This is a genomic window from Nonomuraea helvata (assembly GCF_039535785.1).
In the GTDB taxonomy this organism is placed as follows: domain Bacteria; phylum Actinomycetota; class Actinomycetes; order Streptosporangiales; family Streptosporangiaceae; genus Nonomuraea; species Nonomuraea helvata.
In genome coordinates, this window is record NZ_BAAAXV010000005.1 from 407,018 (window position 1) to 432,457 (window position 25,440).

General features: G+C 70.8%; 28 protein-coding genes and 4 pseudogenes. 15 read left to right on the forward strand and 17 right to left on the reverse strand.

What is annotated here, in order from left to right:
* Positions 1–13 precede the first annotated feature (13 nt).
* Together ABD830_RS21245 and ABD830_RS21250 are read left to right on the forward strand one after the other, a co-directional pair.
* Positions 14–916: a DNA-3-methyladenine glycosylase family protein gene (locus ABD830_RS21245; RefSeq protein ID WP_344989886.1), complete on the forward strand. Its 903-nt coding sequence runs from the start codon at positions 14–16 to the stop codon at positions 914–916.
* Between the two features lie 94 nt (positions 917–1,010).
* Positions 1,011–1,973 carry a 2-hydroxyacid dehydrogenase gene (locus ABD830_RS21250; protein WP_344989888.1) on the forward strand — a complete coding sequence of 321 codons (963 nt, stop codon included), beginning with the start codon at positions 1,011–1,013 and terminating at the stop codon, positions 1,971–1,973.
* Here the strand turns inward: ABD830_RS21250 and ABD830_RS21255 are convergent.
* A complete protein-coding gene (locus ABD830_RS21255; RefSeq protein ID WP_344989891.1) occupies positions 1,957–2,826 on the reverse strand; it encodes a nuclear transport factor 2 family protein in 870 nt (289 codons plus the stop codon). The genes ABD830_RS21250 and ABD830_RS21255 overlap by 17 nt on opposite strands.
* 115 nt (positions 2,827–2,941) lie before the next feature.
* Here ABD830_RS21255 and ABD830_RS21260 point away from each other — a divergent pair, with 115 nt between their 5' ends.
* Both ABD830_RS21260 and ABD830_RS21265 read left to right on the forward strand, forming a co-directional pair.
* Positions 2,942–3,511: a TetR/AcrR family transcriptional regulator gene (locus ABD830_RS21260; RefSeq protein ID WP_344989893.1), complete on the forward strand. Its 570-nt coding sequence runs from the start codon at positions 2,942–2,944 to the stop codon at positions 3,509–3,511.
* Positions 3,512–3,607: 96 nt separating this feature from the next.
* Positions 3,608–3,802, forward strand: a complete 195-nt coding sequence (locus tag ABD830_RS21265) for a CsbD family protein (protein WP_344989896.1) — start codon at positions 3,608–3,610, stop codon at positions 3,800–3,802.
* 83 nt (positions 3,803–3,885) lie between these two features.
* On the opposite strand, the pseudogene tnpA reads toward ABD830_RS21265, so the two are convergent.
* A pseudogene (gene tnpA / locus ABD830_RS21270) lies at positions 3,886–4,189 on the reverse strand (IS200/IS605 family transposase); the annotation flags it as partial.
* An 80-nt stretch (positions 4,190–4,269) separates the two neighbouring features.
* Between tnpA and ABD830_RS21275 the strand changes: the two are divergent.
* Positions 4,270–5,583: an RNA-guided endonuclease InsQ/TnpB family protein gene (locus ABD830_RS21275; protein ID WP_344989897.1), complete on the forward strand. Its 1,314-nt coding sequence runs from the start codon at positions 4,270–4,272 to the stop codon at positions 5,581–5,583.
* Positions 5,584–5,690: 107 nt separating this feature from the next.
* On the opposite strand, the gene ABD830_RS21280 is transcribed toward ABD830_RS21275, so the two are convergent.
* Positions 5,691–6,479, reverse strand: coding sequence for a class I SAM-dependent methyltransferase (locus ABD830_RS21280; protein WP_344989900.1), 789 nt, complete (start codon positions 6,477–6,479; stop codon positions 5,691–5,693).
* Positions 6,480–6,597: 118 nt separating this feature from the next.
* Between ABD830_RS21280 and ABD830_RS21285 the strand changes: the two genes are divergently transcribed.
* The 4 genes from ABD830_RS21285 to ABD830_RS21300 all read left to right on the forward strand — a co-directional run bounded on the left by ABD830_RS21285 (position 6,598) and on the right by ABD830_RS21300 (position 9,669).
* Positions 6,598–6,957, forward strand: coding sequence for a hypothetical protein (locus ABD830_RS21285; RefSeq protein ID WP_344989905.1), 360 nt, complete (start codon positions 6,598–6,600; stop codon positions 6,955–6,957).
* Positions 6,958–7,072: 115 nt separating this feature from the next.
* A complete protein-coding gene (locus ABD830_RS21290) occupies positions 7,073–7,636 on the forward strand; it encodes a hemerythrin domain-containing protein (protein WP_344989908.1) in 564 nt (187 codons plus the stop codon).
* 21 nt (positions 7,637–7,657) lie between these two features.
* Positions 7,658–8,872, forward strand: coding sequence for a PP2C family protein-serine/threonine phosphatase (locus ABD830_RS21295; protein ID WP_344989910.1), 1,215 nt, complete (start codon positions 7,658–7,660; stop codon positions 8,870–8,872).
* Positions 8,869–9,669 carry an SDR family oxidoreductase gene (locus ABD830_RS21300; RefSeq protein WP_344989913.1) on the forward strand — a complete coding sequence of 267 codons (801 nt, stop codon included), beginning with the start codon at positions 8,869–8,871 and terminating at the stop codon, positions 9,667–9,669. Before ABD830_RS21295 ends, ABD830_RS21300 begins: the two co-directional genes overlap by 4 nt.
* 20 nt (positions 9,670–9,689) lie before the next feature.
* On the opposite strand, the gene ABD830_RS21305 is transcribed toward ABD830_RS21300, so the two are convergent.
* From ABD830_RS21305 to ABD830_RS21330, 6 genes are all read right to left on the reverse strand, one after another.
* The gene (locus tag ABD830_RS21305) at positions 9,690–11,102 is read right to left on the reverse strand and encodes a hypothetical protein (protein ID WP_344989915.1); all 1,413 of its coding nucleotides are present in this window, start codon (positions 11,100–11,102) and stop codon (positions 9,690–9,692) included.
* Between the two features lie 443 nt (positions 11,103–11,545).
* A complete protein-coding gene (locus ABD830_RS21310; RefSeq protein WP_344989918.1) occupies positions 11,546–12,127 on the reverse strand; it encodes a GTP-binding protein in 582 nt (193 codons plus the stop codon).
* Positions 12,108–12,458, reverse strand: coding sequence for a DUF742 domain-containing protein (locus ABD830_RS21315; protein WP_344989920.1), 351 nt, complete (start codon positions 12,456–12,458; stop codon positions 12,108–12,110). Before ABD830_RS21315 ends, ABD830_RS21310 begins: the two co-directional genes overlap by 20 nt.
* Positions 12,455–12,880 carry a roadblock/LC7 domain-containing protein gene (locus ABD830_RS21320; RefSeq protein WP_344989923.1) on the reverse strand — a complete coding sequence of 142 codons (426 nt, stop codon included), beginning with the start codon at positions 12,878–12,880 and terminating at the stop codon, positions 12,455–12,457. The genes ABD830_RS21315 and ABD830_RS21320 overlap by 4 nt, the downstream gene beginning before the upstream one ends.
* Positions 12,873–15,413, reverse strand: coding sequence for a sensor histidine kinase (locus ABD830_RS21325; RefSeq protein ID WP_344989925.1), 2,541 nt, complete (start codon positions 15,411–15,413; stop codon positions 12,873–12,875). Before ABD830_RS21325 ends, ABD830_RS21320 begins: the two co-directional genes overlap by 8 nt.
* 278 nt (positions 15,414–15,691) lie before the next feature.
* On the reverse strand, positions 15,692–16,495 hold the full coding sequence (locus ABD830_RS21330; RefSeq protein WP_344989927.1) for an SAM-dependent methyltransferase: 804 nt from the start codon (positions 16,493–16,495) through the stop codon (positions 15,692–15,694).
* 191 nt (positions 16,496–16,686) lie between these two features.
* Between ABD830_RS21330 and ABD830_RS21335 the strand changes: the two genes are divergently transcribed.
* A complete protein-coding gene (locus tag ABD830_RS21335) occupies positions 16,687–17,262 on the forward strand; it encodes an ATP-binding protein (protein WP_344989930.1) in 576 nt (191 codons plus the stop codon).
* Positions 17,263–17,283: 21 nt separating this feature from the next.
* Here ABD830_RS21335 and ABD830_RS21340 read toward each other — a convergent pair whose 3' ends face one another.
* Together ABD830_RS21340 and ABD830_RS21345 are read right to left on the reverse strand one after the other, a co-directional pair.
* The gene (locus tag ABD830_RS21340; RefSeq protein ID WP_344989932.1) at positions 17,284–17,721 is read right to left on the reverse strand and encodes a hemerythrin domain-containing protein; all 438 of its coding nucleotides are present in this window, start codon (positions 17,719–17,721) and stop codon (positions 17,284–17,286) included.
* Positions 17,718–19,067, reverse strand: coding sequence for an MFS transporter (locus ABD830_RS21345; RefSeq protein ID WP_344989934.1), 1,350 nt, complete (start codon positions 19,065–19,067; stop codon positions 17,718–17,720). Before ABD830_RS21345 ends, ABD830_RS21340 begins: the two co-directional genes overlap by 4 nt.
* Positions 19,068–19,089: 22 nt before the next feature.
* Between ABD830_RS21345 and ABD830_RS21350 the strand changes: the two genes are divergently transcribed.
* Positions 19,090–19,734 (forward strand): TetR/AcrR family transcriptional regulator, encoded by a 645-nt coding sequence (locus tag ABD830_RS21350; RefSeq protein WP_344989936.1) that lies wholly within the window; start codon positions 19,090–19,092, stop codon positions 19,732–19,734.
* On the opposite strand, the gene ABD830_RS21355 is transcribed toward ABD830_RS21350, so the two are convergent.
* Together ABD830_RS21355 and ABD830_RS21360 are read right to left on the reverse strand one after the other, a co-directional pair.
* On the reverse strand, positions 19,731–20,855 hold the full coding sequence (locus ABD830_RS21355) for a Gfo/Idh/MocA family protein (RefSeq protein ID WP_344989939.1): 1,125 nt from the start codon (positions 20,853–20,855) through the stop codon (positions 19,731–19,733). The two genes, ABD830_RS21350 and ABD830_RS21355, sit on opposite strands and share 4 nt — an antisense overlap.
* The gene (locus tag ABD830_RS21360) at positions 20,852–21,637 is read right to left on the reverse strand and encodes a ThuA domain-containing protein (RefSeq protein WP_344989942.1); all 786 of its coding nucleotides are present in this window, start codon (positions 21,635–21,637) and stop codon (positions 20,852–20,854) included. Before ABD830_RS21360 ends, ABD830_RS21355 begins: the two co-directional genes overlap by 4 nt.
* A gap of 229 nt (positions 21,638–21,866) precedes the next feature.
* Between ABD830_RS21360 and ABD830_RS21365 the strand changes: the two genes are divergently transcribed.
* Positions 21,867–22,883, forward strand: coding sequence for a LacI family DNA-binding transcriptional regulator (locus ABD830_RS21365; protein WP_344989944.1), 1,017 nt, complete (start codon positions 21,867–21,869; stop codon positions 22,881–22,883).
* Here ABD830_RS21365 and ABD830_RS21370 read toward each other — a convergent pair.
* From ABD830_RS21370 to ABD830_RS54290, 3 genes and pseudogenes are all read right to left on the reverse strand, one after another.
* The gene (locus ABD830_RS21370; RefSeq protein ID WP_344989947.1) at positions 22,854–23,156 is read right to left on the reverse strand and encodes a hypothetical protein; all 303 of its coding nucleotides are present in this window, start codon (positions 23,154–23,156) and stop codon (positions 22,854–22,856) included. The two genes, ABD830_RS21365 and ABD830_RS21370, sit on opposite strands and share 30 nt — an antisense overlap.
* Before the next feature lie 145 nt (positions 23,157–23,301).
* Positions 23,302–23,616 (reverse strand): annotated as a pseudogene (locus ABD830_RS54285) (ABC transporter permease); the annotation flags it as partial.
* Between the two features lie 56 nt (positions 23,617–23,672).
* Positions 23,673–23,831: pseudogene (locus tag ABD830_RS54290) on the reverse strand (ABC transporter ATP-binding protein); the annotation flags it as partial.
* 76 nt (positions 23,832–23,907) lie between these two features.
* Between ABD830_RS54290 and ABD830_RS21385 the strand changes: the two are divergent.
* The 3 genes and pseudogenes from ABD830_RS21385 to ABD830_RS21395 all read left to right on the forward strand — a co-directional run.
* A pseudogene (locus ABD830_RS21385) lies at positions 23,908–23,976 on the forward strand (DNA-binding response regulator); the annotation flags it as partial.
* Positions 23,977–24,173: 197 nt separating this feature from the next.
* A complete protein-coding gene (locus ABD830_RS21390) occupies positions 24,174–24,470 on the forward strand; it encodes a putative quinol monooxygenase (protein ID WP_344989954.1) in 297 nt (98 codons plus the stop codon).
* A gap of 1 nt (position 24,471) precedes the next feature.
* Positions 24,472–25,029, forward strand: a complete 558-nt coding sequence (locus ABD830_RS21395) for an isocitrate lyase/phosphoenolpyruvate mutase family protein (protein WP_344989957.1) — start codon at positions 24,472–24,474, stop codon at positions 25,027–25,029.
* Positions 25,030–25,156: 127 nt separating this feature from the next.
* On the opposite strand, the gene ABD830_RS21400 is transcribed toward ABD830_RS21395, so the two are convergent.
* Positions 25,157–25,387 (reverse strand): hypothetical protein, encoded by a 231-nt coding sequence (locus ABD830_RS21400; protein WP_344989959.1) that lies wholly within the window; start codon positions 25,385–25,387, stop codon positions 25,157–25,159.
* Positions 25,388–25,440: the final 53 nt, after the last annotated feature.

Consider the following 25,440-nt stretch of genomic DNA (forward strand, 5'->3'; position numbering starts at 1 on the left):
TAGCATGCCGCGCATGACCACGCACGGCTTCACTCTCACCGCCGAGGGCCCGTTCGACTTCGGCGCCTCGCTCCGCTTCGTCGAGGACTGGCCGGCCACCAGCGCGCTGCCGTCCGACGGGCGGGCGCTGCGCTTCGCCTACTGCGCCGAGTCCGACTGGCTGCCGATCGGCGCGCGGGTGAGCGCCGCGCCGGGTGGCGTGGACGTCGCCACCACCCGTCCGGCCGGTCCGGGCATTCGGGGTGAGGTGGCACGCATCCTCTCCCTCGACGTCGACGGCACGGGCTTCGCCGCGCTCGGCGAGACCGACCCGGTCCTCGGCGACGTGCAGCGGCGCTCCCCCGGCCTGCGCCCGGTCTGCTTCTGGAGCCCGTGGGAGGCCGCGTGCTGGGCCGTGATCGTGCAGCGCTCCTCGATGCTCATCGCCTCCCGGATCAAGCAGCGCATCGCCGACCGCTACGGCGCGCAGGTCACCCTGGACGGGCGGACGTACGCGGCCTTCCCCCCGCCCGTGACGCTGCTGGAGGCCGGCGGCCTCGGCCTGCCCGCGCAGAAGGAGGAGTGGCTGCGGGGTCTCGCCCAGGCCGCGCTCGACGGCGTGCTCACCTCCGAGCACCTGCGCGCGCTCGACCCGCAGGACGCCCTCGCCGAGCTGCGCGCCCTGCCGGGCGTCGGGCCGTTCTCCGCGGGCCTGATCCTGATCCGCGGCGCGGGCGCCCCTGACGCGTTCCCCGGCGACGAACCGCGGCTGTTCGCCATCCTGCGCGAGGCGTACGGCCTGCCCGAGGACGCGCCCCCGGCCGCGTACCGGAAGCTGGCCGACGCCTGGCGGCCCTACCGCTCCTGGGCCTCCTTCCTGTTCCGCGCGACCGCCTACGGCGTCACGGACGATCAGGAGCGGGTGCCGGCCCGGTGAGACGGGGCTCCGACCCGATCCCGCCGCCTCCCGCCGCGGACGGTCGCGGCATAGTAGTGGGGGCCGGCGGCATCCCATCGACGGAGAAGGGCAGATGGACAACCACATCTACGTCACCCGCACGCTGACCGACGCCGCCATGGCGAAGGTCCGCGAGCTCAACCGTCCCGTGGTCGTCGGCGGGGAGGAGCCGCCCGACCGGGCCACGCTGCTGCGCGACGTGGCAGGCGCGGGAGCGGTGGTGTGCACGCTGACCGAGCGGATCGACGCGGAGGTGCTCGACGCCGCGGGGCCCGGCCTGCGCGTCGTCGCCAACACGGCCGTCGGCTACGACAACATCGACGTGGCCGCGGCCACCGCGCGGGGCGTCCGGGTGACCAACACCCCCGGGGTCCTGGACGGCGCGACGGCCGACCTGACCTTCGCGCTGATCCTCGCCGCCTCCCGCCGCGTGCTCGACGGCGACCGGCTGATCCGCGAAGGGACTCCCTGGATCTGGGGGCCGCGGATGATGCTCGGCACCGACCTCAGCGCGGGCGCGACCCTCGGCGTGGTCGGGTACGGCCGGATCGGGCGGGCGGTGGCCCGTCGCGCGCGGGCGTTCGACATGTCCGTGCTGGCCACGCCCACGTCCTCGCCGCTCACGGACGAGGACCGCCGCGGCGTCGAGTTCGTCGCGCTGCCGGAGCTCCTCGAGCGCAGCGACGTGGTGACCCTGCACTGCCCGCTGACGCCCGAGACCCGCCACCTCATCGACGCGGCCGCGCTGCGCCGCATGAAGCCCACCGCGGTCCTGGTCAACACCGCGAGGGGCGGCATCGTCGACGAGCAGGCCCTGATCGAGGCGCTGCGGTCGGGGGCGCTCGCCGCAGCCGGGCTGGACGTGTTCGAGGGCGAGCCGCGGGTCGATCCCGAGCTGGCCAAGCTCCCCAACACCGTGCTCACGCCGCACATCGGCAGCGCGGGGACGGCGACGCGCGAGCGCATGTGCGGCCTGTCGGTGGCCAACGCGGCCGCCGTGCTCACCGGGGGCGCCCCGCTCACGCCGGTGAACTGAGGGACGACAAGGGGTTGCCGTAGTCGCGCGAGTGCACGATGAGCCCGTCCCGGACTGTGATGATCATGACGTACGTGCTGGAGAACGGCTTGCCCGTGGCAGTGATGGACCCGTGCAGGGTGTACTCGGCCACCACCACGTCCGGGTCGGCGGTCTCCAGCAGGTTGACCGCTTCCGCGCGCTCGAAGCGCCGGAGACCGGCCACCGCCTCGAGCCTGTCGCGCAGGCGATCGCTGCCTGCCGAGCGGGTAGGCACGCCGGGCGGCGCGAACGGGATCTCGATGACGACGTCCGGCGCGTACAGGGCCACCAGCGCGGCGTGGTCGTTGGCCACCGAGGCCTCGATCAGCCGCGCGACGACCTCCTTGGCGGTGGGCGCCCCGGAAGGGACGGAAGCGGCGGGAGCGCCGGCGGCGAGCATCGCCGCCAGTTCGGGCAGCAGGCCGACGGCTTCTGCGGCGCCCACGGCGTTGGGATAGTCGAGGTAGGAGACCACGGCGCCGTCGCGGACGCGGATCACCCCGAGGGAGGAGACGAACCGGAACGGCGCGCCGCTGTCGCGCACGCTCCCGGTGGGCTCGAACTCGACGACGGCCACCTCCGGGTCGGTGCTCTCGTAGACGGTGGCACGGACGTCGTCGAAACGCAGCATCTGCGCGATGCCACGGGAGGCACCCTGCTTCATGTGCTCACGGATGACCTGCGCGCCTTCGAACCGGCGCGGCTGCCCGGGCATGCCGAACCGCAGCTCGTAGACGGCGTCGTCGGCGAACACGGCGGCGAAGGCGTCGGCGTCCCTTCGCGCCAGGGCTTGACGCAGATGCTCGATAACGGCATGGAGGTTCTCGGACAAGGCGAATCTCCTCTGAGAAAGGAACCGGAATAGAATCGGAACGAGCGCCCCGGTTGTGTGGCCGACAATACGGAACGCACGCCCCGCTTGTCTACCTGAATGGAGGACTCCCCCGATGACGCCGGACAGACCGCTGCGCGCGGACGCCCGCCGCAACCGCGCCCGCGTGCTGCAAGCCGCCGAGGCCGTGTTCTCGGCCGAGGGCATGGCGGTGCCGCTGGACGAGATCGCCCGGCGCGCGGGCGTCGGCGCCGGAACGGTCTACCGGCACTTCCCCACGAAGGAGGCGCTGTTCGAGGCCGTGATCCACGAGCGGATCGAGCAGTTCGCCGAGGAGGCCCGCGCGCTGTCGGCGGCCGAGCGACCCGGAGAGGCGTTCACCGCGTTCCTGACCCGCCTGGTCGATCAGGCCATGCTCAACAAGGCGCTGTGCGACGCGCTGGAGGCCGCGGGGTCGCCCGTCAAGCCGCCCGACGAAAGCAGCCGGCAGGACATCTGGGCCGCCTTCGGCACTCTCCTGGCCGCCGCCCAGCGCGACGGCACCGTCCGCACCGACATCGGCCTCTCCGATCTGCGGGCCCTGCTGTCGGGCGCGCTCGCCATGGAGCGCCACGCCCGCGACAGCGACCGCCCGGCGGGCCGGATGACCGAACTTCTCCTGGACGCCCTGCACGCCCGGCGATGACGGCGTCCCTCGTGAAGCGGGGTTTCTGTCCCTTCTGTTCGGAAAGTGGGAGTGCGTCCGGAGCTTCCGGGGGGATACGACCAGAAAGGCATGGACATGAGCGCCAAGGACAAGCTCCGCCACAAGGCGGAGGAGCTCAAGGGTCGGGCGAAGAAGAACGTCGGGGACGCCACCGACGACGAACGGATGCAGTCCAGGGGGCGCGCCGAGCAGACCAAGGGCAGCATGAAGCAGGCCGGCGAGAAGATCAAGGACGCCGGCAAGAAGGTCAAGGGCGCCTTCAAGAAGTGACGGTCGCTCAGGGTATGGATCCGCCCTCGTGCCGCATGGCGCGAGGGCGGGCCGACTGAGCACGGTGAGTGGGGCCCCGCCCACGAACCCGCGAAGTAGGAACCAGACCAGAAATGTCCGCCCCACAGGAATGTGCCGACGCGTGCGCTGTATTCCTTGCGCAGCATACGGGCCGAGACTCCCTTCAGCGAGCTGACGAGTTTGGACAGGGCGACCTTGGGCGGGTAGTGAACCAGCAGGCGGACGTGGTCGTGCTCGCCCTTGAACTCGCGCAGTTCGACCTCGAAGTCGGCGCATACCGCGCAGTTCTTCGCAGCGGATCAGCATTTCGTCGGTGAACGCTCCACGCCGGTACTTTGTCACAAACACCAAATGGGCATGACGGATATAGACGACATATCATTACCTTTCGCATCGAGGGTTCGAATTACAACGCGGTGACATAAACCAAACGATATGATCCGTGCGTGGAGAAGGTGAAGCGAACTCGTGCGCACACGGCGCGACTCGACCTCAGTCCGGCCCAGGCGGCCGTTGTGGACGGTCAAGCCCACACCGCGCGCGCCTTGTGGAACCTGCTCCACGAGTTCACGACCTTCCACCAGGGCCGGTTGCCGTCACTGAAGGAATGCGACGCGGCGATTCGCCAAGCCCGCCGCGAGATCGACTGGATGGGGCAGCTGCCCGCCCAGGCCGCGCAGGCCGTACTGAAGACCTACCGGCAGGCGTGGGCGAACTTCTTCAACCCCGACCACCCCGCCGGGCGCCCGACGTTCAAGGCACGCCTGCGGTCCCGGATGGCCGTGGACATCCCTCAGGCCCGCGACTTGCAGATCAGCCGAATCAACCGCAGGTGGGGCGCGGTGAACCTGCCCAAGGTCGGGCGGGTGAAGTTTCGTTGGACAAAAGACCTGCCCGGCCTCACCAAAGGCGGACCCTCCGGGAGGGTCACCGGTGCTCGCCTGGTGAAAGACGCCTACGGGTGGCACATCGTCTTCCGTACCGAGCTGCTCGTATCCGCCCCCGTCCCGCACACCGGGCCGAAGGTCGGCATGGACCGGGGCATCACAGTCCCCCTGGCCCTGTCCAACGGTCAACACCTTCGGCACGGTCCGTGGCTCACCAGCGGGGAGAATGAGCGGCTGTTGCGTCTGGAGCGCAAAAGCGCCCGTCAGCGTGCCACCCGTAAGAAGGGCGACCCGGGATCCAACCGGGAACGCCGCACCAACGACCAGATCGCCCGGCTCCGCGCGACAGCCAAGCGCCGAGCCGTCGACTGGCAGCATCAGAGCACGACCGATCTCGCGCGGCGATTCAGCGCGATCGTGGTCGAAGACCTGAACATCACCGCCATGACGGCCTCGGCGTGCGGGACCGTGCAGGAGCCGGGCGTCAACGTCGCCCAGAAACGGGGCCTGAACCGCTCGATCGCGAGCGAGGCGTGGGGCCGAACGGTCGAGTTCCTGACCTACAAGAGCGCTGACCGTGGCGGTCTGGTCGCCAAGGTCAGCCCGTACGGCACCAGCCAAGAGTGCCACCGCTGCCACACCACCACTGCAGGATCACGCGAAACGCAGTCCCGGTTCGCGTGCAAGAACCTGGCGTGCGGATGGACCGGCAACGCCGATACCAACGCCGCCCGAAACCAGCTTCATCGGTACAACTCTGCCGCCGGACGGGCGGTCACAGGACGTGGAGACTCCGGGATACCGGGGCCTGTGAAGCGTCAAGCATCCTGTCCCACAGTCTCGCCCGCACCCGCGCTGCGAGCTGCTGCATAAGCAGCGCAGGAACCCTCCACATCCATGTGGAGGAGCACGTCAAGTCACCTACGAGTGGGCCGGCAAGCCCTCGTACGGCTCCGTCGACTGACGAGGCAGGCCCCTGGTCACCGGTCCCGCCGCGAGACGGTGAGCATGTGGTTGCTGACTCCGAGAAGCGACGGCACGGATTCCATCGAGCGCTGGGCCTCGAGCAGGAGCGCCCGGCGTTCCGGGTCGTCGAGCCAGTCGTCGACGTCGCCGTACAGCCCGAACGCCCCCTGCAGCCCGTACCGCTCGACCTCGGCGAATCCGGCGTCGGCGAACTCCCCGGGAACCTCCTCCGGGTCGTGGAAGTAGCCGGTGAAACCCCGCGCGGGAGAGAGCATGATGCCGTCCGCCATGGACGCCTGTGCGGCCTGCCGCTGCCGTTCGTCCAGGTAAGCACCCGTGTAGATCGTGTCGTGCACGGCCGCGTAGCGGCTGATGGTCGCGGCCGCCACCAGGCCGCCGGGCCGTACGGCACGACGGGCCTCCGCCAGGGCCCGCACCCGGTCGGCCCGCTCCTGCAGATGGTAGAGCGGGCCGAGCAGCAGGACCGCGTCCACGCTCGCGTCTGGCACCGGCAGCCGCCGCGCGTCGCCCAGCCGCGCGCTCACCCCGGTCAGCTCCCCGGCGCGCGCCACGTGGAGCGGGATCGGGTCCAGCAACTCGACCTCGTAGCCGTCGGCGCTCAGCCACTCGGCGTGTGCACCGGGGCCGCCGCCCACGTCCAGCACCCGGGCGGGTGGCGGCGGCAGCGTGCGGCGCAGCACGTCCTGCGTGCGCCAGAACTCCAGCCGGTTGCGCCCTTCGCGAAGCCGGGCGTGCTCTCTGTCCTGCTCGTAGTAGGCGTGCAGTTCCCGTGTCACCGTCATACTTGATCGTGGCGGGCTGCCCGCCCGGTTTCAAACGATTTACGGCTGATGGTCAAGTTCTCACCGCCGCCCTGCGCGCCTTGTGAGCCCGTCGCAGGGATCCGCCTAACGTGACTGGATGGAGACACCGGACAGGGCTGACATCGCCGAAGTGACCACGTACGTCATCGGCGAGTGCACGCGGTTCGGCACGCGGCTGCGGACGCTGACCCGACGGCTCGGCCACGCCCCGGCGGTCGCGGCCGAACGTGAGGAACTGACGCAGGCCATCGCCTACGTCAACGCGGCCCTGGCCGATCTGCTCGTCACCGTTCACCCGGTCCAGCACGAGGACCTGCAACAGCTCCTGAGCGCCAACGGCCACCGCCACCCGTCCCGTGAGCGCGGCCCCCGGGAGCCCGCCGAGGCCGGCGCGTCCGGCCCGGCCACCCGCCAGCACCCGTCGGTCCGCGACCTGCCATGGGTGGCCACGGCTTGACGGGAAGTTGGCGCGCACCGTCCCTCCAGCACGTTTCGGCGGCCGTCACCGGGCACGGGGCAGGAGAGGCCCGCCGGCGTACACCGGCACGGCCGCCCGACGGAGGGAGCCCGCCATGGCCACGCAAGAGGACGTGATCGAGGTCCTGGTCACCGATCATCGCGAGGTCGAGCAGTTGTTCGGCGAACTCGAGCAGATGATCGGCAGCATCGGCGAGCAGGCCAAGACCCTGGCGGAAAAGGTGGTCATCGAGCTGGTCAGGCACTCGATCGCCGAGGAGCAGTACCTGTATCCAGCCGTGCGCGAGCACGTGCCCGGCGGTGACAAACTGGCCGACCAGGAGATCTCCGAGCACGCCGACGCCGAGCGGACGATGAAGCGGCTGGAAGGGCTGGAGCCCGGCGAAAGGGAGTTCTGGCCCACCATGGAGCTCCTGATGAGCCAGATCAGGAACCACGTCCGGGAGGAGGAGAACGACCTGTTCCCCCGGCTGCGCCAGGCCTGCCCGCCTGAGCAGCTGACCGAGCTGGGCGGCAAGGTCGAGGCGGCCAAGAAGCTGGCGCCGACCCGCCCGCACCCCCTGGCGCCCGACACCCCGCCCGCCGACAAGCTGCTGGCGCCGGGAACCGGGCTCGTGGACCGCATCCGCGACGCCATCACCGGCCGGGGACGCTCCTGACCCGCAGATCGCTCGACAGAAATGACCGAATCCAGCGGAACGGAGCGCATGCTGGTCGCCCTGCTAGAGGCCAGCCACACGAGCACGCTGGAGCGCCTGCCTGCGCTGGCCGCCGAGTACGGTGCGTACGCCGGCCTCGGCGAGGTGGCGATCTATCTCGCCGACCTGCAGCAGATGACGCTACGCCGGCTGCGCTCCCCCGACGCGCGTGACCAGCCCGCCGAGGAGCTGCGCGTGGACGGCAGCCTGGGGGGACGGGCCTTCCAGGAGGTACGCTTCCTGCCGCAGAGCGGGGAGCACGGCGAGCGCCACTGGTGGGTCCCGCTGCTGGACGGCACCGAACGGCTGGGACTGCTGCGGGTCCGCAGCGACGCGGACGACGTCCCACCGGCCGCCGTCCACCTGGCCAGTCTGGTCGCGCTTCTGGTCGTCAGCCAGCGCTCGCAGAGCGACGAGTACCAACGCCTGGTGCGTTCGCGGCCCATGAACGTGGCCGCGGAGATGCAGTGGCAACTGCTTCCGGCACTGACCTTCGCCACCCCGGAAGTGACCCTGGGCGCCGTGATCGAGCCCGCCTACGAGGTGGGCGGCGACGTGTTCGACTACGCCCTGTACGGCGACACCCTTCATCTCGCCGTCTTCGACGCGATGGGCCACGACGTATCGGCGGGCCTGACGGCCAACCTGGCCATGGCCGCCAGCCGCAACCACCGCCGCCAGGACATGGACCTCACCGAAAACAGCCACGCCATCGAACGCGTGCTGATCAGCGAGTTCGGCCGCGGCACCCGTTTCGTGACCGCCGTCATGGCCGACCTGAACCTGCGCACCGGCCTGCTCACCTGGATCAACCGCGGCCACCCGCTGCCGGTGCTGATCCGCGGCGGCCGCTGGATCACCACGTTGACGTGCCCGCCCGCCCACCCTCTCGGCCTGGACCTCGGCCTCCCCGTCACCGTCTGCCAGGAGCAGCTGGAGCCGGGCGATCGGCTGCTGCTGTACACCGACGGCATCGTCGAGGCCGGCGCCGCCCAGGGTCACGAGTTCGGGCTCGCGCGGTTCGTGGACTTCATCATCCGCCACAGCACCTCCAGCCTGCCCGTCCCCGAGACGCTGCGCCGGCTGGTCAAGAGCATCCTCGACTACCACGACGGCAAGCTGTACGACGACGCCACCGTGGTGGTGACCGAATGGCATGGTTTCGCCGGATCGGCCTTCCCGGAGGGAAGATCATGAGTGACGCGTACGACCAGGTGGCGATCGTCACCGGGGCGGACTCCGGCATCGGCAAGGCCACCGCCGTGGCCCTCGCCGAGCAGGGCTTCGACGTCGGCATCACGTACCACAGGGATCGCGAGGGCGCGGAGGACACGGCGGCCCAGGTACGCGGTCTCGGCCAGGTGCCGGCGGTGCGCAGGCACGACCTGACCGATCCCGAACGGGCGTCGGCGGTCGTCGACGAGCTGGCCGAGGAGCTGGGCGGGGTCGGCGTGCTGGTCAACAACGCCGGCACCGGCACAAGCGAGCCGCTGCTGGAGATGGGCTACGAACGCTGGCGCTCCGTCCTGGCGGTGGACCTCGACGGGGCGTTCCTGTGCGCGCAGCGGGCCGCCAGGCGCATGGTCGCGTCGGGCAGGGGCGGCCGCATCGTCAACGTCACCAGCGTGCACGAGGAGTACCCGAGGGTGGGGGCGGGGCCGTACTGCGCGGCCAAGGGCGGACTGCGCATGCTCAGCCGGGTCCTGGCGCTGGAGCTGGCGGAGCACGGCATCACCGTGAACTCCGTGGCGCCCGGCGAGATCGCCACCCCGATGACCGGGCAGGAGGACCTGCCGCCGCAGCCCGGCACCAGGCCCGGCTATCCCGTCCCCCGGCCCGGGGACGCCCGCGAGGTGGCCGCGGTCGTGGCCTTCCTCGCGAGCCCGTCCTCGTCCTATGTCACCGGGACGACCGTGTTCGTCGACGGCGGCCTGGGGCTGATGGGGCCGCAGGCCGCCGGCGCGCTCGACTCGGGCGGCTGGCGTACCGGCTGAAGCGCTCCCAGGGCGGCCGGTCAGCGCTCGCAGCGCACCGGATAGCCGGCCTGGGCCGTGGGCTTGTTGTGGTTCAGGACCTCGATCCTGACCGTCCCGTCGGTCCTGGCCGACCGGCTCCAGCTCCACGCCTGGATGCCGAGGACGCCGCTCTCCGGGATCTTGTGGGTGAAGGTCTCCCGATCCTGGCCGTCGATCACCCACTTGTAGGTGACCTCCGTCCCCGGCGCCGCCCTGAACTCCCCGAAGGCGGTCATGTACGGGTCGGCCACGCAGTCCCCGTAGTAACCCATGGGCTCGATCTGGGTGATCTGCACCGTGCCCGGGGAGGGCTCGGCCGGCACGCACGCCCAGCTGTAGGGCTCCTGCTTGGCGGGCCTGTTCTGGTTCAGGATCTCCAGGCGGACCACGCCGGTGCCACCCGACTTGGCGTTGCTGTACCAGAAATCGCCGATCCTGCTCCGGACACCCGGCTTGAGCTGGGCGGTCCTGAGCGTGCCCGGCTTGCCGTCGACGACGAGCCGGTACTTGACCTCCGCCTCGCGATCCGTCGTGACCATCGCGTCGGCCCGCAGGCTGAACGGGCCGTCGCACCGGCCGTGGAAGTGGGACGTCAGCATGTACTCGACGGTCAGCTTGGCGTCGCCGCCCTCGTCGGCGCAGGCGAGGGTGAACGTGCGCTCCGCCGGCTCGGCGGGGCCCCCTCCGGCCATGAGACCGAGGGTGTGGGTGCCGTTCCTGCTGGAGTCGAGGCTCCAGGCGGCGGAGACCTCACGCGTGCGGGGCTGGTCGCCGGCGGGGAAGTCGACGGCCTGCTCCTTCCACTTGGACCCGTCGAGGATCCACCAGTACGTGACCTTCCGCGCCGGACCGGCCGGAAGCGAGATGCGACCGGTCGCCTGGTACGCGATGGGCTCCGTGCAGGCGCCCTCGTAGTCGCCCGGGATGACGTCGACGATCTGCGGCACCGGCTTCTGCGCGGGCGGCTCCGTCGTCGGGCTCGTCGTCGGCGTGGGAGTGGGCGTGGGCGTGCGGGTGGGGGTGGGCTGCGGCTCGGTCCCGCAGGTCACCTGGTATGCGGCACGTCTCGAGTCGTGGCCGCCGGCGTTGAGGATGCGGATGGCCTTCCAGCCGCCGCCGGAGCTGCCCACGGCCAGCGGCAGCGTGACCTGCCGACTGCGGGGCCCGCCCGCCGCGAAGAAGAGCGACTCGGGCCGCCCCTCCCCCGCGCCGCTGTCGATCCACTGGTAGTCGACCCTGGCGGGCGTGCGCGACACCTGGATAGTGCCCGTGAACGTCACCGTCGCCGGGCAGGCGCCGGACTGCTTGGCGGGGAGCGGCGGGAGCGGCGAGCGCAGGAGGGGCGGCCAGCAGGCTGCCGAGCAGCGCGGCGCCCAGCAGCAGAGCTGTCCTTCTCTTGAAGCGCTCCCCACGGAAGAATCCGGGGGATTCCAGCCGTCCCAACCGTGCGGCTACGCGCATGGTCGCGACGCTGTTGCTTGACGATTCACCTTCCGGCCCCGCATGCACGGGTTTCCACGCCCCAGCCCGCACACCCGGCCTGGGCTGCGCGGACTCCGCCCTCCCGGCGGTGAGTAGATCCTGCCTTGGCCTCCCTCGCGAGCTTGGTTATCACACGCGTGTTCGACCACGACCCACCATACCCACACTGGATGGGCCGCCGCAGCCTGTTCCCGTCAATGCACGCTCGCGCCCTGACGGGCACTCCCGCACCGGGCTTACCCCCATGGCTGAAGCCAGGGGTCCACGCCCGGCATCCCCGATCGGGGGTCCCTTTCTCTTCATCGAGCGGGGACCATGCTTCACGGCACGTCTTGGAGTCACTTGGACCCCTCTTGCAATACCGGCGACCCGGTCAGACGCCCTTCACCGCGTACGTGACCAGCGTCGTGAGCACTTCCTTGACCGACTCGCGCTCGCGCACGTCGCACAGCACGATCGGGATGTGCTCGTTGAGCGCGAGCGCCCGGCGCACCTTGGCCGGGTCGTAGCGGCGGGCGCCCTCGAAGCAGTTCACGCCCACCACGAACGGGACGCCGCGCTGCTCGAAGTAGTCCACCGCGGGGAAGCAGTCCTCCAGGCGGCGGGTGTCGGCGAGCACGACGGCGCCGAGCGCGCCCAGGGCCAGTTCGTCCCACATGAACCAGAAGCGGTCCTGCCCGGGGGTGCCGAACAGGTACAGCCACAGCCCCTCGCGGATGGTGATGCGGCCGAAGTCCAGCGCGACGGTGGTCGTGGTCTTGGACTCCACTCCTGAGGTGTCGTCCACCCCGATGCCCCGCTCGCTCAGCAACTCCTCGGTGTGCAGGGGCCGGATCTCGCTGATCGTGCCGACCATGGTCGTCTTGCCGACACCGAAGCCACCGGCGATGAGGATCTTGATGGCCAAGGCGGAGGCGACCGCCGTCGCCCCCGGCTCAGAGGCTGCGTAGTCCATGCAGAACTTCCCTGTAAATCCGTTCGTCGATCGTCTGCGCCACGGGGCGCGGACGATCGATGGTGACAAGCCCCTCCCGCCGCAGATCGCCCAGGATCACCCGGGTGATGTTGAGCGGCAGCCCGAGGTGCGCCGCGACATCCGCGACGGGTGTGGGCTTCTGGCACACCGACAGCACGGCGCGGTGCTCGGGGATCAGTTCCGCGGGCTCGTAGGCGCCGGCGACTGTCGAGACGATGGCCACCAGGTCGAACGTCTCTCCCTGCGGACGCGCCCGGCCCCCGGTCAGCCCGAAGAGCCGGATCAGCGGCCCTGGATCCTCTCCGGTCACAGTCTCGCGCCGTTCCAGGCGGGTGCCGGCGCCGCTCCCCTCGGCTGCGAGGAAAGGTGCTCGCCGACCCGCTTGACCAGGAGGGCCATCTCGTACGTGACCATGCCCAGCTCGGCGTCGCCCGACGCGAGCACGGCCAGCCGGGCGCCCTGTCCGGCCGCGGTGACGAACAGGAAGCCCCCCTCCATCTCGATGATCGTCTGCCGCACGCCGCCCAGGGCGAAATGCCGTCCGGCGCCCATGGCGAGGCTGTGGCTGCCGGCGGAGATGGCGGACAGGTGCTCGGCGTCCTCCCTGGTCAGGCCCCGGGAGCCGCCCATGGCCAGCCCGTCCGCGGACAGCACGATGGCGTGCCTGATACCGGGAACACGCTGGGTGAGGTCGTCGAGCAGCCAGCTCAGTTCACTTCTGGAGTCAGGCATCGGGATGGTCGTCCTTTCGGTTCCGCAAATCTCGTCCCTGCTCGGCCTGGCGGCGACCTTGCTGCCAGCCGCGTTGCATGGACGACATGATCTGGGCGAGCTCCTCCGGTGAGCGCGCCGAGGTGGCGCGCTGGTCCGCGCGCCTTGCGGCGGCACGGAGCTGGGGAGCCATGTTGGTCTGCGGCACCCGCATCGGCAGCCCGTCGAGGTCCTCGTCCGCCGCCGGTGCCAGGTCCGTGATGCTCCACTCCCCTGGCTGGTCGGAAGGCGTGGCGGAGCCGGGCATCGGCGTCGGGATCGGCCCGGTGCCGGGCTCGGCCGCCGGCCCGGGCCCCGACCCGTTCGCAAGGCCATGTCCTGACCCGTTCGCAGGGCCGTACCCCGACCCGTTCGCAGGGCCGCACCCGTTCGCAGGGCCATGTCCCGACCCGTTCGCAGGGGCGCCCCCCGATTCGTGAGCGGGCTCGGGCTGGGGTGCGGTCTCGGTCATGGGCTCCGTTCTCTGCGCGGGGGCCTCGAACCAGGTCCCGCGCTCGAAATCGGTGACGGCCGTCCCGTTGGCCCGGGCCTCGGCGGGTGCCGTGCCGAGCGCGCGCATGGGCCTGCTCGTGCGGGTGACGACGTGCTCCGCCGGGGCCACGGCCGAGGGCTGGACGTTGGCCAGCAGGGAGGCGGGCAGCAGCACGATCGCGGTGGTCCCGTCGTACGGCGAGGGGCGCAGCGAGACCTTGATCCCGTGCCGGGCCGCGAGCCTGGACACCACGAAGAGGCCGAGCCGGTCGCTGTCGGCCAGGTCGAACTCCGGCGGGTCGGCCAGCCTGGCGTTGATCTCGTGGAGGGTGGCGTGGGTCAGGCCGAGGCCGCGGTCCTCCACCTCGAGTGCGAAGCCGTTGGCCGCCGTCATGCTGCGGACGTGCACGGTCGTGTCGGGCGGGGAGAAGGCGGTGGCGTTCTCCACCAGCTCGGCCACCAGGTGGATCACGTCGGTGACGGCGCCGCCGACGAGGAGCGGGGCGTTCGGCATCGGCACGACCGTGACGCGGGTGTAGTCCTCGACCTCCAGCACTGCCGCGCGTACGACGTCGAACAGCGGCACCGGGTCGCGCCAGCGGCGGGCGGGGACGGAGCCGGACAGGATGATCAGGTTCTCGGCGTGCCGCCGCATGCGGGTGGTCAGGTGGTCGAGCTTGAACAGGTCCTCCAGGACCTCCGGCTCGTCGACCCGGCGCTCCATGGTGTCGAGCATCGCGAGCTGGCGGTGGAGCAGCGCCTGGTTGCGCCGGGCCAGGTTGAGGAAGACCTGGCCGACGCCCTTGCGCAGGGTCGCCTGGCCGACCGCGGCCTCGACCGCCGTGCGGCGTACGGCGGAGAACGCGTGCACCACCCGGTCGACCTCGGCCGTGTCGGCGGAGTCGAGGTCGGGGGCCTCGGTGGCCGGGTCCACGTCCTCGCCGCGGCGCAGCCGCTCGACCAGCCAGGGCAGCCGCTTCTCGGCCAGTTCCACCGCCGATCCCTGCAGACGGCTGAGCTCGGCGATCAGCGAGCGGCCGAACCGGTACGACAGCGCCACCGACGCCAGCACCGCCACCAGGCCCAGGACGAGGACGAGCCCGATCCGCCAGTACGCGCCCGTCTTCAGCGCGTCGGACTCCGCCGTGGTGCGGGCCAGCTCCGTCTCGGTGTCGCGGTTGATCGCACCGAGGAGGGAGTCGATGTCGCTCCGCCACTGGGAGGGGTTCACCGGCGGCGCGCCACCGCTGGTGTCCCACGTGAACAGCAGGTCCTCTGTCTCCAGCAGCCTCCGGTATGGGCCGCCGTCAACCAGCTTGTCGTAGTTCACCCGCAGTTCGGGGCCGATGTCGCGCTCGGCGTTGGCGAAGATGAGCCTGCGGCTGGTGAACGCGGCGACGAACGCAGCCCGGTCGGTCGGCGTCATCCTCCGGTGCACCAACGTGGCGGTGAGCACGGCGTGCTCGCGGCCCAGGTACTCGGCCGTGGCGCTGTAGGCCGCCATGCCGCGCACCGACCGGAAGGACGAGACGTCGCTCAGCGCGTCGCGGTCGTTGAACTGCTTGTTGGCGACGCTGATCAGGTTGTTGTACGCGTCGATCATCGTCACCGGCGGAGCGAGCACGCCGCCGTCGGCGGACTCGCGCAGCGCCTGCAGTCCGTCGAGCGCCTGCAGCAGCGCGTGCACCTGGGCCGGGGTTCCACCCGCCTGCCCGTCAACGGATCCGACGATCTGGCGCAGGCGTTCGGCCTTGGCATCGGTGGCCCGCCGCTGCGCGCTCAGCGGCGCGTACCTCGCCGTGCCGCGTGGCGCCTCGGCCGAGAGCTGCCGCTCCCTCTGTAACTCCACGATCAGCTGGTGCACCGGCGAACCGATGGCCTCCCAGCGGTCCTGTGCCTGGGAGACCGTGACGATCTCGTCCACGCTCGAGTAGGCGATGAAGCCCCACAAGGCGATCATGGAGACCAGCGGAAGCAGGAGGATCCTGAGCAGCTTGGTACGGATCGGCGGGGGCGAACTCATCCTTCATGTCCAATTCCGCGCATGGCGATGCGCTTCTGGGCAGTCGTGAACCGGCACCGCCCCCGAGAACCTCTGCCACGACTGGCATTGTGGTCCGTCCACTATGCCGATGGGGCAGAAGTACTTCAAGGTACAGATGCGAAGAATCAACACGAATGGCGGGTTGACTCTTTGTCAGCACACGGTTCGTGACCGTAACAGTTGGCATCTCACGCTGAGTTACCAGAATCGGACTCGGAATTACGGCCGGTCAGACCGGGAGGCCGCGCGGGTGACGCTCAGGGCTTGCGGCCGACGCCTCCGTACAGCCACCTCGTCGCCTCGGGGGCCGGGTCGTCCGGGTCGGGATGCCACATGTCGATGGTGACCAGACCGGGATCGACCAGATCGAACCCGTCGAAGAAGCGGGCGACCTCCGCGTGCTCACGGAAGTAGATGGGCGTCGGGGTGGCCGCGTACACGGCCTCGATCTGGGCGACCGAGTCCGCCGAGTGGCCGTCACGGGTGACGTGGGTGGCCGCGAAGTGGCTCCCGGACGACAGGACGTCACGCAGCTCGCCCATGATCCGGCTCTGCTCGTCCATGGTGAGGAAGTGGACCATGGCGATCATCAGGACGCCGACCGGCTCGCTGAAGTCGATCAGCTTGGCCGTTTCCGGATGTCCGATAACCGCGGCCGGCTGCCGCATGTCGGCGGAGGCCACGGCGGTGTGCTCGTCGGTCGCCAGGAGCGCGCGGCCGTGCTGCAGCACGACCGGGTCGTTGTCGACGTAGACCACGCGGGCGTCCGGGACGATCTGCTGGGCGATCTCGTGCGTGTTGCCCGCGGTGGGCAGGCCGGAGCCGATGTCGATGAACTGCCGGATCCCCTGCCGGGCCATGTGCCGCACGGCGCGGCGCAGGAAGGCGCGGTTCTCCTGAGCCAGCCGGCGGACCTCGGGCATCGCCTTCTCCACCCGCCGCACGGCGTCGCGGTCGATCTCGAAGTTGTCCTTTCCCCCCAGGTAGTAGTCGTACATCCGGGCGACGCTCGGCCTGGTGACGTCGATCGCCGCCGACACGCCACCGCCCTGCTCCGTCATGACACGGCCTCCGTTCGTGATCACCTGATGCCCCAAACTAGCGGCCAGGTGAGCCCTCATTCCAGCTAGCTAGCACGCCGAAGTGCCGTTTCCCGGGATCGAAGATGGGTGCTGGTGGTGAAGACGGCGACCCACGGCAGCCGGAATCGTAAGGGAGTACGAGCAACGTTCGCAGCCGACGAAGGGAGGCGATGACCATCGACATCCACGATCTGTCGATCATGGGTCGTGCCGTCTTGCGCTGTTCCGGGCCACGCCCGCCGAGCAACACCGACACGCTCGGCCATAACAGACAACTCATCCCGAGCCCGAATGGGGACCGCCCGCGTGGCCTGGAAGCCACAGCCCGCCGGCTGCAAGGCCTCGTGCGCAGGGCGAGAGCGGTTCTCGAGGACCGCCACGCGTCGTGGGAGCTGCCACAGGATCCGGCCTCGATCCCGGCCGGGCGTCACCTCATCAGCAACAAGCTCAGCGAATGGGGGATCCACCGGCGCAGTGAGATCATGGACACCATGCAGCTGCTCGCCAGCGAGCTGCTCACCAACGCCGTGGAACATGCCCGTGGGGACCCGGTCCTCACCCTCTCGTCCCGCGGCGACACTCTTCGCTGCGAGGTCTGGGACGAGGACCCGCGGCTCCCGTGCACCCGGCGGCACGGCCCCAACGACGAGGGCGGGCGTGGGCTCTTCATGGTCCATCTGCTGGCCAAGCGCTGGGGAGTCGATCTCACTCACACAGGCAAGGCCGTGTGGTTCGAAGCAAGCTGACAGCCGCCGCCGGGCCTGGACCTACAGGTCCTCGGGAACGTCGATCATCTTGTTGAGCAGCGGCACGAGCTGCTCTTCCTCGTAATCCAGGTGCGCCTCCAGCTCCGCGCCGAGCCGGTCGAGCTCGGTCGCAAGTTCGGCGGGATCGCCGGTGTCAAGCAGGGTCCGGATCTGGGCCAGGATGCGCGCCACCACCTGGTGCTCGCCGCGCAGCCGGGTCAGCACCGCGGCCAGTTCTGGGTGCAGGCCGTCCAGGTGCGGGAAGAGGACGTCGTCCTCGCCGGCATGGTGGGCGTGCAGGGCCTGGCAGAAGGTCAGGCAGTGCTCTCGGATGCCAGGGCTCCAGCCGGCCGTACGCCGCAGTTCCGCGAGGTCGCGGCGGAAACCGTCGTGCAGCTTCACCAGTTCGTCACCCCATGCGATCAGTCGCTGCTCGGCGGCGCTGCCGTCGTGGGTCATGCCCATTCCCCCTTCGCCAGGCCCGGAACCCGGGCCAGAGCACCATGCGCGTAACCGAAGATCGCGGAGACCAGGGCCGCGAGCGCCGAGGCGCCGAAGCTCCATCCCGCTCCTGAGCCGGACATCACGGCCGCGGTCACCGCGCCGGCCAGGCTGCTTCCGACGAGCCTCACCAGGGCGTTCACGCCTCCGGCCGCCGCGGTCTTGGCGGGTTCGACGTGCTCGACGGCCATCGTGCCGAGCGCCGCGTACCCGAGGCCGAGGCCCACGCCGAGGACTGTCGCCGCCCCGTAGAGGTCGAACGGCCGGTGGTGGGCCAGGCTCAGCCACAGGGTGGCCACGGCCACCAGCGAGGAGCCGCTGCCGACCAGCGACGAGGCCGGGAAGCGCCGCATGAGACGGCCCGCGAACAGCGAGACCACCAGCATCAGCAGAGCCGCCGGCAGCAGGTACAGGCCGACCTGGAGCACCGAGGCGCCCAGCGCCGTCTGCGCCACGGACGACAGCGTGGTGATGGCCCCGAACAGCGCGAACCCGAGCAGCAGCGACGCCACCGTCGCGCCCACCGTCCCCCGGTGCGTCAGCATGGGGATCTCGATCAGCGGCGACGCGGTCCGCCGGGCCGCCGCGATCCACAGGGCGAACACCGCCACGGCCGCTCCGAGCAGCCCCAAGGTGGGCGGGGACGTCCAGCCCCAGGCCGCGCCCTTCGTGATGGCCAGCAGCAGGCAGACCAGCCAGGCGGCCACCAGCGCGGCGCCCGCGAGATCGGGACGCCCGTCGGGCGCGGGCGGGGGCGGTTCGGGGACGAAGAGGGCGACGAGCACCAACCCCGCGGCGCCGAGCCCCGCCAGGATCCAGAACAGCGCCTGGTACGTGCCGCCGACCAGGCCCGCGAGGATCATGCCCGCGCCGCTGCCGACCCCCATCATGGCGCTCAGCACGCCGATGGCCGTGGGGAGCCGGTCGCGGGCCACCTGCTGCCTGGCCATGCCCATGGCCAGCGGCAGCAGGGGCGCGACCACGCCTTGCAGCACCCGTCCGGCGATGACGAGGGCGAGCGTGGTGGCCACGGCGCTCACCAGCGCCCCGATGATCAGCAGGCCGAGGGCGGCCATGGCCACGCGCCGCCTGCCGTACAGGTCGCCGAGGCGCGACAGCAGCGGGATGGAGACCGCTCCGGACAGCAGCGCGGAGCTCACGATCCAGGAAGCGGAGGTGAGCGGCACGTCGAGCTGACGTTGCAGCAGGGGAAGCAGGGGCACCACCGCGGTCATCTGCAGGGTTCCCACGGCCACGGCGAACGCGAGCACGCCGACAGCCGCCCAGGGGGACTTTTTATACATGTATAGAAAGTAACATGACAGGATGCCGGCGCGTACGGGGCGGCCCCCCAAGATCTCCAGAGCGGACATCGTGTCCGCGGCCCACCGCATCATCGGCGAGGAGGGCGTACCGGGCCTGACCATGCGCAGGCTCGCCCGCGAGGTGGGCACCACGCCGATGGCGCTCTACCACCACGTCCAGGACAAGGACGAGCTGCTCCTGCTCCTCCTCGACGACTACGCGAGCGGCATGCCCCGGCCGGAGCTGCCCGACGAGCCTGAGGACGAGCGCATCGTGGCCGCCGCCGTCGCCATGCGGCAGGCGCTGACCGGCGTGCCGTGGACCGTCGAGGTGCTCAGGGCCGACGACCTGATGTCCGTCCACGCGCTGTGGTATCCGGAGAGCATCATCGACGCGGCCGTACGCGCCGGGCTCACCCCGGAGGCGGCCGTGGACCTCTACCGGATCATCTGGCACTACACCGCGGGCGAGATCACCGCGCGGGCGGCCGCCGGCCGCCGGCGCGAGGGCGGCAGGCCGACGTACCGCGGCCGGCTGTTCGCCGACCTCGACGCGGCCGAGCTGCCGCGCCTGGCCGCGCTGGGCGAACGCTGGGAGGAGCTGACCGCCCGCGACACCTACGAGAAGGGCGTACGGGCGATCGTGCGCGGCCTGCTGAACCCCTAACCCCTGCCGGCGCGTTCCTCCGTGAGCGCGGCCGTCGGCGTCCCCCAGAACTCGAGTCTCGTACGGATCTCCTCGGGCACGGCGTGGGTCAGCGCGTCGCGATAGGCCTCGTCCAGCAGCGCGTCGATCTCGACGCGCCTGCCCGACTCCGCGGAGCGGACGGCCGCCGCCACCATGGCGAGACTGCGGATGTTGCCGGCGATCGTCCCTGACGGCTCCACGCCCGTACGCAGCGCCGCGACGAATTCCACGAGCGCTCCGGCGATCTGCTCGTTGCGGCCCGGCGGCACGGCGACCGCGCCGCTGACGCTGGAGGCGACCTGGTCCTCGCCGTCCCAGGTGGCCGTGCCCTCGGAGCCGGAGGCTCGCCACTCGCCGTTCCAGGACGTCTCCAGACCGTCCGCGCACCAGCTCCCGGTGAACACGTAGCGGGCGCCGTCGTCGAAACGGAAGTTCGCCGTCGCCGCCGCGTCGCCCCGATACCAGCTCCAGGCCGGGTTCCAGCTCTCGCAGACGACGGAGACCGGCTCCGCGCCGAGCAGGTACCGGGCGGCGTCGAAGGCGTGGATGGCCATGTCGACCAGCAGCGGCTGCTCCATCTCGTCGCGGAAGCCGCCGAACCTCGGTCCGCGGAAGAAATCGGTGGTGAGCAGCCCGACCGTGCCGAGCTCGGCGACCCGGCTCCGGTACTCCGCCAGGGCGGCGAAGTACCGGCGCGACTGGCTGATCATCAGCAGCTGCCCGGACGCCTCGGCGGCCGCGGCCTGGACGAGCGCCTCCGCGAGCGTCGGGGCCGCCGGTTTCTCGCACAGGACCGGCAGCCCGGCGAACAACGCCTCGGTGTTGACCGCGCCGTGCGCGGCCGGAACGGTGACGTTTACGACCGCGTCCGGCGCGGTGGGCGCGAGGATCTCGCCGAGTGATGCGCCCACCTTGGCGTCGCCGCCGACGGCCCGTACGGCCTCCTGTGCCAGCTCCGTGTCGAGGTCGACCACCCCGACGAGCTCGACGTCGTCGGAGTCGGTCAGGGTCCGTATCCAGGCGCGCCCCATCGAGCCGGCCCCGACCTGGACGACACGGAGCGGGCGCGCCGGGTCGGCGGCACGGGCGAAGGCACTCACTCGGCGCGCTCCTTGTTGTTCATGGCGCCGCGGTAACCGTGACCGTTGAAGAAGTCGCCCATGTCGTAGCGGAGCAGGATGGGCAGCTCCCGCTGTGACCGGTCACCGGCCGCCCACTCGACGCCGTTGGCGATGACGTGCAGGACGTCCGGGTGGTGGTACACCGGGTAGTCCTGGTCGCCGGGGCTGAAGTAGAAGATCCTGCCGTTGCCGCGCCGGAAGGTGCAGCCGCTGCGGAAGACCTCGCCGCCGGTGAAGGAGCTGATGAAGATCAGCTCGTCGGGTGTCGGGATGTCGAACTGCTCGCCGTACATCTCCTGGGCGGGGATCTCGATGGGGTGCGGGATGCCGCGGGCGATGGGATGGGTCGGGTTCACCGTCCAGACCAGCTCGCGGTCGTTCTCGCTACGCCAGCGCAGGGTGCACGTGGTGCCCATGAGCTTGACGAAGATCTTCGACCAGTGGCCGGAGTGCAGCACGATCAGCCCCATGCCTGACAGGACGTGCCGGTGCACCCGCTCGACCACCTCGTCGGCCACCTCCGCGTGAGCGGCATGCCCCCACCAGATGAGCACGTCGGTGTTCTCGAGCACCTCCTCGGTCAGGCCGTGCTCGGGATCGTCCAGCGTGGCCGTGGCGACGGTCGCCTTCTCGCCCAGCCAGCCCTCGATGCCCCGCCGGATGGCGTTGTGCATGCCGTCCGGGTAGATCTCGGCCACACGGGGTTCGACCTGCTCGTGGCGGTTCTCGCCCCATACGGTGACGTTCAGCTGCACGCGCATTCCTTTCTCATTTGATCGCGCCGTTGATGGTGCCCGCCGGGATGGAGGGGGACGCATCGCTCTCAAGGGATGGACAATAGGGATGTAAAGCGCTTAACCGAGCTCGTTCGTGATGCATGGTGCGCCTGTCGCTCTGTGATGTCAATAACTAGTTAAGCGATTTACCGAGGCAGCCACGATAGGGTTACCCTGCTCTTCGCGCGCCCTCACGAGCCGGGAGGCAGCATCCATGGTCACGATGCGCGACGTCGCGGAACGCGCCAATGTCTCCATCGCCACGGTCTCCTTCGTCCTCAACGGGACCAAGCGGGTCGCGCCGGAGACGCGCGCCCGCATCGAGGCGGCCATCGAGGAGCTCGACTACAAGCGGAACGTCGTCGCCCGCGCCCTGGCCAGCTCGCACACGCGCATCCTCGCGCTGCTGCACCCCTGCCGCGAGGCCTGGCCGAACGCCACCGGCAACCGGTTCGTCATGAGCGCCGCCAACGGCGCTCGCGAGCGCGGCTACGACTTCGTCCTGTGGCCCCTGAACGACGACGAGCAGATGTCCCACCTGCTCGCCGGCGGTCTCGTCGACGGCGTGCTGCTCATGGAGGTCCAGCTCCGCGACCCCCGCGTCGACCGGCTCATCGCCTCCGGGCTCCCCTTCGCGCTGATCGGGCGGACCGAGGACGAGGAGCTGCCGTACGTCGACATGGACTTCGCCACCACGATCGACCAGGCGGTCGAGCATCTCCGCTCGTTCGGCCACCGGCGCATGGCGCTCGTCACCCTGCGCATGAAGGACCCGGCCGGGAACGAGCCGGGCTGGATCACGCGGGTGAAATCCGCCTACCTCGACGCGATGGCGGCCCTCGGCGAGCCGGCCACCGTCATCACCGTGGAGGGCTCCTCGGCCGGAGGGCGGGAGGCGGCCCGCCTGCTCAGCGAGGACTTCCCGGAGGCGACGGCCGTCATCCTGGTGAACGAGCGCGCCTCGGCGGGGCTGATCAAGGGATCACGAGCGCTCGGCCGCACCGTACCGGACGACCTGTCGGTCATCTCCGCGGCGACCAGCGCCGAGCTCGGCGAGATGATCGAGCCGTCCCTCACCGTCATGGCGGCCCCGGCCGGCCAGTTGGGACGCCTCGGCGTGAACGCCCTGATCGACCAGCTCGAAGGGGCCCAGGACGCGCCTCCTCACGTCCTCATCCCCTGCACTCTGGTCCCGGGCCAGTCAGTCGGCCCCGCCCCGATTCGCCAGTAGCCGTTGGACGATCACACCGATCAGCAGCGGGACCACCGCCCACCCGGCGAGCACGGTGAACGCCGCCCAGGTCGGCATGGTGTCGGGCAGCTGCTCGATCAGCTGGAGCGCCGGATACGTGGGCAGGAACCTGTTGATCTCCTTGCCCCAGGGCAGCACGGTGGCGACGAACGGCAGCAGGAGAACCACGGCCACCAGCGCCGCGCTCGCCACGACCCCGTTGCGCAGGATCGCGCCGAGGGCCAGCCCGAGCAGCGTGGTCACCACGATCATGAGCGTTCCGCCGCCGATCACCTTCCAGGCCCCCGGCGGGCAGCAGCGACGGGTGGAACTCCGCCGCCACGAGCCGCCCGTAGAGATAGCCCGGGACCGCGATGAGCAGCGAGCCGGCGATCGCGGCCCCGCCCAGCACCACTGCCTTGGCCAGCAGCACTCGCGCTCTGGACGGCATGGCGACGAGGGTCGTGTCGATCATGCCGGACGCGTGCTCGCCGGTGATCGTCATCGCGCACAGCATGCCGAGCGGCAGCTGGGCCAGGATCACCCCCACGTAGACGGCCACGATGATGCCCATGGCGGCCTGGTCGGGCGTGTGGCCGTGGTTCCAGCGCGAGATGACGGTGGCGGCGCCCAGCGCGGTGAGCGCGAGCGACACCAGCACCCCGATGCCCAGCGCCCACCAGGTCGAACGGAGCGTGCGCAGCTTGATCCACTCTGCGGCGACCGCGCTCACGGCTCGTTCCTCCCGACGACGTCCATGAACACGTCCTCCAGCGACAGGCCGGGCCGTACCAACTCCGTGATCTTCGCGTCGGCGAGCAGCCTGCCCCGCGCGATGACGATCAGGTGGTCGGCCGTGACCGCCATCTCGTTCATCAGATGGCTCGACACGAGGACGGTCCGGCCCTCGGCGGCGAGCGACTTGAGCAGGCCGCGCATCCAGCGGATCCAGCGGTTCGTCGATCCGGCACCACCGCCCCGCGGCCTTGCCATAACCGAGCGCGAGCGTGAGGTCCTCGTCCTGGTGGCCCGGGGCCTGTCCAACGCGGAGATCACCCGCACCCTGTACGTCAGCCTCAGCACGGTGAAGACCCACGTCAGCAGCCTGCTGACCAAGCTCGACGCCCGCAGCCGCGTCCATCTGGTCAGCGCCGCCTACAAGGCCCGCCTCGTCTGTGCGGAACCGGCCGTACATGTCCGGATCCGGCCGGACGCGCCCCGGCGCCACGGAACATCCTTTCTTCTCGTTGACGTGCGGTGCCGCCGCGCCCCGATCGAGAAGGAGCTCTCATGCTCGCCAAGGTGTTCCCCATCAACCTCAAGCCCGGCAAGCAGGCCGAGGCGGAGGCCATCGTCCGCGAGTTCGCGCCGAAGGGCCCCGAGCAGGAGGACGGCACGCTGTCGTTCCGCGTCTACCGCGACCCGGCCAACGTCGACTACCTGCTCTTCGTGGAGCACTTCGCCGACCAGGCCGCCTACGACGCCCACACCGGCTCCCCCGCCTACCAGGAGCTCATCGCCGGCCGGTTCGCGGAGCTGATCGTGGAGTTCGTCGAGATCGACCACGAACTCCTGGTCAGCATCTAGCATGACGCCGACCACGAAGACGCGGGCGGCCACCGTCCGGGCGGTGATCGAGGCCGGCGCGGTGGGCGTCAACCTCGAGGACTCCCCCGGTCCCGGCGGCGCGCCCGTGCTGACACCGCAGGACCAGGCCCGGCGGATCGCCACGGCGCGGGCGGCGGCGGAGGCCGCCGGGGTCGACCTTTTCGTCAACGCCCGTACCGACGTCCACCTGGCCGGGGTGGGCGCGCCCGGGGACCGGCTCGCCGACGTGGAGTCGCGGGCGCGGGTCTACGCCGACGCGGGCGCCGACGGGCTGTTCGTGCCGGGCCTGCTGGACCTGGACGCCGTCGCCCGCCTGGCCGGCGGGCCGTTGCCGCTGAACGTGATGGCCGGGCCCGGCGCCCCGCCGGTGGACGAGCTGGCGGCGGCAGGCGTCGCGCGGGTGAGCGTCGGCTCGGCGATCGCCCAGTCCGCCTACGGGCTGGCCGCGCGAGCGGCCGCCGAGCTGCTCGCCGGCGGCACGTACGCGGCGCTCGCGAACGGCCTCGACTACGGCGCGCTCAACGCAGTCTTCCCGTAGGGCGGCTCTGTGGGGCGTCGGCGCGTTCCGGCGGCTCTGTGGGGCGTCGGCGCGTTCCGGCGGCTCTGTGGGGCGTCGGCGCTTGCCGGCGCCCCTTCCCCGTTTCAGCCGGTCGGCCGGGTGTAGGTCAGATGCGCCACTCCGTTGTCGAAGCCCTGGCATCCGGCGAGGGCCAGCGTCGTCCTCGGCGCCCCTCGGGGAAGAGCCGCGCGCCGGCGCCCAGCGCCACCGAGCATGAGCCCGTGATCGCGCCGATGGCCTCGCCCAGCGCGGGCGTGAACCCGTAGTCGAAGGTCCAGGTGGGCGTGTCGATCACGCCGTCGATGGTGGTGAACTCGTGCACCTTGATCGTTCCCATCGTGCGCCTTCCAGTCAGCCTGCCGGACCCCTCGGCGCAGCATGGCGGCGGAC